4 protein-coding genes and 1 pseudogene are annotated in these 5,622 nt (G+C 70.8%); 1 reads left to right on the top strand and 4 read right to left on the bottom strand.

Annotated elements, in window-relative coordinates; genetic code table 11:
• Positions 1 to 114 precede the first annotated feature (114 nt).
• Together CW362_RS24710 and CW362_RS24705 are read right to left on the bottom strand one after the other, a co-directional pair.
• Positions 115 to 606: a P-loop NTPase family protein gene (locus CW362_RS24710; protein ID WP_162684210.1), complete on the bottom strand. Its 492-nt coding sequence runs from the start codon at positions 604 to 606 to the stop codon at positions 115 to 117.
• A gap of 216 nt (positions 607 to 822) precedes the next feature.
• Positions 823 to 1,146: a DUF5132 domain-containing protein gene (locus CW362_RS24705; RefSeq protein ID WP_103551724.1), complete on the bottom strand. Its 324-nt coding sequence runs from the start codon at positions 1,144 to 1,146 to the stop codon at positions 823 to 825.
• A 582-nt stretch (positions 1,147 to 1,728) separates the two neighbouring features.
• Here CW362_RS24705 and CW362_RS44740 point away from each other — a divergent pair.
• Positions 1,729 to 1,939 (top strand): annotated as a pseudogene (locus CW362_RS44740) (acyl-CoA dehydrogenase family protein); the annotation flags it as partial.
• Between the two features lie 222 nt (positions 1,940 to 2,161).
• Here CW362_RS44740 and CW362_RS24695 read toward each other — a convergent pair.
• Together CW362_RS24695 and CW362_RS24690 are read right to left on the bottom strand one after the other, a co-directional pair.
• A complete protein-coding gene (locus CW362_RS24695; RefSeq protein WP_240658020.1) occupies positions 2,162 to 4,417 on the bottom strand; it encodes an ABC transporter ATP-binding protein/permease in 2,256 nt (751 codons plus the stop codon).
• Between the two features lie 232 nt (positions 4,418 to 4,649).
• Positions 4,650 to 4,985, bottom strand: coding sequence for a DUF5132 domain-containing protein (locus CW362_RS24690; RefSeq protein ID WP_103551722.1), 336 nt, complete (start codon positions 4,983 to 4,985; stop codon positions 4,650 to 4,652).
• Positions 4,986 to 5,622: the final 637 nt, after the last annotated feature.

Below are 5,622 nucleotides of genomic sequence, written 5' to 3'. Positions count from 1 at the left end.
GGGGGGATACCTCCAGGAGTGGGGGGAGGAGTGGGGGAGGCGGGTGCGCGGCGCGCCTGGGGCGCCGACCGCGGTGGCGTCACGCGGTCGGCTGTCGGGGCGCGGAGGCTGTGGTCAGGCGGCGGGTTCGCCGGCCCGGGGCTGCCGGAGGGACGTGGGAAGTCCGCGCCGGGCGAGGAGTTCGTCGTGCGTTTCCTGTCCGGCGACGCCCTTGTCTATGACGTGGATCCGGTCGGCGTGGCGGACCTCGGGGAGCCGGTGGGCGGTGATCGGCGGCGTCCGGCCGACCGCGAGGACGCGGAGCGTGCGCCGACCGGCTGCCTCGGTCTCGGTCTCGTCGTCGGAGGAGGCCTCGTCGAGGACCGTCTCGCCCCGTGCCCCCGCCGACGCGTCAGGCCGGACGAGCACTCCGCCGGTGGCCAGGACGGCCCGGGTCCCGGTGCCCCCGGGAACACGCCGCAGCCCGGTGGCGGGGACCTCGGGCGTCGGGGGCCGTCCGGGCACCGGCCCGACGTACCGGCGCCGGCGGCCCGGAACGACCGAGCGCGGGTTCGCGTCCGATTCCGCGGAGCGGAATCCGGCTGCGGCACCCAGTAACGATGACATGCGTACGATCACCTGTTTTGCGGAGGTCGCGGATAATCCGTCAACGGGTGCGGCCGAATTCGGCGCACGGTGGATTATTGCGACGGAGCGGAAAGTCCGAAAAAGGGCGGAGAAACGGCCGAAAGGCCCACGGCCGTATCTCCGCGAGGGCTCGCCTTCCGAGACCGGCCGAAAGACGCGCCCGGACAGCGGGCCGGGCCGTGGATCAGGGCGTCGCTACGCCTTCCCGGCACCGGCGGTCGCGCGGCTCTTCGGAGTCCCGGCCTCGCTCTCGACCCGGTCGGCGGTCTCACCGTTCGAGGCCGCGCCCTCGGTGGGCCGGTGGCCGTAGCCGGAGGCGATCTGCGCCGCCACCATGTCGGCAGCCACCTCGGCCGCGAGGTCCTGGATGTTCTCTCCGGCCTCATGGGCCGCCCTCTTCACCTCCATGGCGACATCGACGGAGGTCTTGACGACACCACGCACCAGCGGCTCGAGGAGAAGCTTGGCCAGTGGCGCGACGACGAGACCGATCAGAAACGGCGGAACGACGGGAGGCATGATGCTCCAGATCTCTCTACACAGACGCATGACAGGGGGACCCAGGGCATTGCGGACCCCGGAGCACGCACAGCAGGGAAGAGGGAAGGCGGAAGCATCCATTTCCGGAATTCTCGATCATCGTGCCGGCCTCGTTGCCGGATTGAATTCCTCTTCGATGGGGTAGACCATCCGCTCCTCGGACACCGTAGTCCAATCATGTCCATCGAGACCAAATCGTCTCGGCAGGTTTCACTCGTGCGAGTGCTATCCACGTCTCGGCCCGTTACGGATTGCGGTGGGCCGAACCGTCGCGGATTACGGTAGGTGCGTCCACCAAGTGAATTTCTTTTCCAATTTACCTACTACCGGCGATCACCTTCGTGACGACCGCCGAGTTCGCGCGCCGCTCCTCGGCGCAGGGCGGAGTGACGGTCCGCGTCCTGCTGTACCCCGGGGCACACGGCGGCAGCGGTCTGTCCTACGAGGTGTACCTCCAGGTCGTCCTGGCGACGACGGGCGCCGAGGGGCGGAAGCGGGAGTGGCTGCCCGCGAGCCCGGCGGCGGACTGCTGGGCGCCCACAGGGCGCTCTCGACCACGCGATCGCCTACGCACGCGCCACGGCCCTCCATGCTGCCCGGCCGAAGGACGCGGGACTTCCGTTCAGCCGTGAGGCGTCGGTCGCGAAGCCCGTCGCGACCGACGACGCGATGCGTGTCACCACCGATACGTGTCACCACCGATGCGGTGCAGGTGCTCGGCGGGGTCGGCCGCACGCACGGGTTCCCGGTCGAGCGGTACATGCGTGAGGCCGTGGCGAGGGGCCGCGCGGCCGGGGCCGCGTGCCCGGAGCGCGGCCCCTTCCCGGACCGGGTCGACGACCGTAGCCGCCGCGGGCCGAAGGACCTTCCGCTCGCCGGTCAGGGCTTCGCGTTCCGGCCACGGTCCGGCGCTCGGCCACCCGCGACGGGACGGTCGTCGCGACGGCGACGTCCGCGGCCTCAGGCGACCGGGGCGAAGGCGCGGCGGCCGCGGTCAGGCGGCGAGTTCACCGGCCTGGAGCCGCCAGAGGGATGCGTAGAGTCCCTGCTGGGCGAGGAGTTCGTCGTGGGTTCCCCGCTCGGCCACGACCCCTCCCTTGTCCATGACGTAGATCCGGTCGGCGTGGCGGACCGTGGAGAGCCGGTGGGCGATGATCAGCATCGTCCGGTCGGCCGCGAAGACGCGGAGCGTGCGCTGGATGGCGGCCTCGGTCTCGTTGTCCACGGCGGAGGTCGCCTCGTCGAGGATCACGACCGGAGCGTCCTTGAGGATCGCGCGCGCCAGCGCGATCCGCTGCCGCTGGCCGCCGGAGAGCGCGGCGCCGCGTTCGCCGATCACCGTCTCGTAGCCGTCCGGCAGCGTCGCCACGAAGGTGTGCGCCTCGGCCTTCGTGGCCGCCTGGACCACGGCTTCGTCGGAGGCGCCGAAGCTGCCGTACCGGATGTTGTCGGCGACGGTGCCGTCGAAGAGGAACGGGTCCTGGGCGACGAAGCCGATCGCGTGGCGCAGGTCGTGCCGCGACAGGTCGCGCACGTCCCGCCCGTCGAGCCGCACGCTGCCGAAGTCGGCGTCCTGGAAGCGCATCAGCAGCTTGGCGATCGTCGTCTTGCCGGAGCCGGTGGCGCCGACGAGGGCGGTGACCTGCCCGGCGGGGACGGTCAGCGAGAGGTCCTCCAGCGCCGGCGGCCGACCGGGGTAGGCGAAGGTGACCCCGTCGAGGACGATCTCCCCGCGCACCTCTTCGACGTCGAGCGGTCCGCCGGTGCCGTCGGTCTCGGCGGGCAGGGCGCGCAGCCGCCGGACCCGGCCGTAGGAGGTGACCGTGCGCTGGTACTGGTCGACGATGCCGCCGAGCCGGTTCATCCGCATCAGCACCATCTGGGGCAGACCGATCAGCGGACTGAACACCTCGAACGGCAGGCTGCCGTTGAGCACCGCCCGGCCGCCGATCAGCAGGGTGCCGGCCATCGAACTGGTCGTGCAGACCCGGACGGTCTCGACGTGGCGGATCGTGCTCCGGTCGGTCCGCCGACTGCTGTCCTGGGCCTCCCCGCTCAGCCGGTCGATGCGCTCGGCCTCGTAGTCCTCGGTGCAGAAGCTCTTGACGGTGGCGCCGGCCTCCAGCGTGTTCACCAACTGGCTGTGCAGTCTGGCCCGGTCCTCGCCGGAGACGGCGTAGTCGGCCGCGACCTTGTCCTGGTAATGGAACGACAGCCAGGCGATGACCGGGATGGGCAGGAACGCGATCCAGGCGATCTGTGGTGCCAGCAGCAGGAACAGCGGCACCAGGAGGACCAGGCTGGTGCCCAGTTGCAGCAGGTCGTTGGCCGAGCCGGCGAAGAAGGCGCCCAGTTGACGGACGTCGTCGGTGAGCGCGCCGGCGATCCGGGTGGTCCGCTCGCCTTCCAGGTGCCGTAGTTCGAGGTGCTGCACATGGGCGTACGTCCGGTTGCGCCAGTCGTGCTCGATGTCCTGGCCGAGCCGGCGCCACTGGAGGTTCGAGGAGTACGAGAGGCCCGCCACGGCGGCACAGGCGACGGCCACCAGCCCTGTCAGGCCCCAGAGTTGGGCGGACGCCGTCGTCAGACCGAAGCGGACGAGCGGAGCGGCCTGGCCCTTGATGAGAACCAGCGCGGTCCAGCCGAGGAAGGTGCCGAGCGCCATCTCCGAGACCTGGCAGGCGACCGACAGCGCTGACGCGCGGCAGAGACGCCGGCGGTGCGGTCCGACGATCTCCAGCAGGGGATGTCGTCCGGTTCCTGTTCCGGTTCCGGGCAGTTCCCTGGTCGCGTCGACCGTTCTGCGCCATGCCTTCCGGACGACGACCCCGGTCGCCACCGCCACTCCGCCCAGCGCCACCAGTTGCTTGCCCAGCGATGCCCCGCGGATCAGGGCGAGGCCTGCCAGTACCCCGCCCCCGACGGCGAGCACGGGGCGCACGACGCCCCGATCCGTGCGCGGGGCCGGTCCGGCGGCGGGCCGCGCCGGAGCCGGACGCCGGGCCCCGGCCGAGCCCGCCATGACCAGGGCGACGGCCCTGCGGACGAGTCGGCCGACGTCCGCGCCTTTCACCCGCGCGTCGTGCCGGACGAGGAGCCCGCCGGTGACCGGGCTGGCCTGCGCCTCGGTGATCCCGGGAATGCGCCGCAGGACCGCGCCGAGGATTTCGGCCGTCTGCGGCCGTCCGAGAACCGGCTTGACGTCCCAGCGCTGGCGGCCCGAGACGACCGAACGCGGACGTACGTCCACATCCGTGGATGGGTGTCCGGCTGCAACGTCCAGCAGAGATGACATGTGTACGATCACCCGTTTAGGAGGTCGCAAATGCCGTCACGAGCACGACGGATCAATGCGACGGAATGGAAATTCCTGAGAAAGCGACGCGATCGGCAATTCTACGGCCGACTACGACCGGGGCGCGTTTCTTCGGACCCGGCCGGAATACGCGCCCGGGCGGCGGCCCCGGGCGCCGGACGAACCGTCAGTCCGCCTTGCCGACACCGGCGGTCGCACGGATCTTCGGAGACCTCGCCTCGCCCTCGGACCTGGCGGCGGCCTCGCCCTTACCGCCGTTCGGGACCCCGCTCCCGGCAGTCTCCCGACCGTCACCAGCGGCGATCTGCGCCGCCACCATCTCGGCGGTCACCTCGGCCGCGAGGTCGTGAATGTTCTCTCCGGCCTCATGGGTCGCCCTCTTCACCTCGAGGGCGATACCCACGGACGTCTTGACGAGGCCGCGCATCAGCGGCTTGAAGAGACGCTTGGCCAGCGGCGCGGCGATGAGGCCGACCAGGAAGGGCGGTACTACGGGGGGCATGACGCTCCATTCTCTCCACGCATACGTATGACAGGCATTCCGGACGCCGCGAACGCTCGAGCAGCGCACAGCCGGGCGGACGAGAGCATCAGTTCTCGGAATTTACGATTTCCCTGCCGGGTCGAATTCCTTGCCGAATGAGGCCCGTTACCCGTTCATCCGTCACCGTAGCCGAGCCACGCCCACCGAGGCCAAATCACCTGGACCGGTTTCACTCATGCGAGTGCCATCGGCCTTTCCGGGCGCCAGGAATTAACGCACGCACGCCCACCGGACGATCCGCCGGTCCATTTTCCCCGGCATTCCGACGACCATCGGATTTTCGGGCCGCCTTCCCGTGAGAAGGCGGCCCGGCGACGCCGTCCGGCCGGAGGTTCGGGTCGTCACACCGGCCGGGGGTTGATTCACGGGTGGGTGCCGGGCGGCGCTTCCCCGGGCACGACCGGGTGACGGCCCCGGTCGAGCGACGCCCTCCGCACCCGCCCGGCCGTCGGCGCACGCCCGGCCGTGCGCCGACGGCCGGGCGGCGAGGCGCCGGAGCGGTCCGCGCGTCCCCGACTCGCCGACCGTGCAAGGACATTCGGAGAATATCTGTGCGATAAACTGTGAGGAATTCTCAGAAACCGTGGAGCACCGG

The sequence above is a fragment of the Streptomyces populi genome, assembly GCF_002911015.1.
In the GTDB taxonomy this organism is placed as follows: domain Bacteria; phylum Actinomycetota; class Actinomycetes; order Streptomycetales; family Streptomycetaceae; genus Streptomyces; species Streptomyces populi.
Note: the sequence above shows the minus strand (reverse complement) of the source record. Positions and strands in the feature narration are given on the sequence as shown.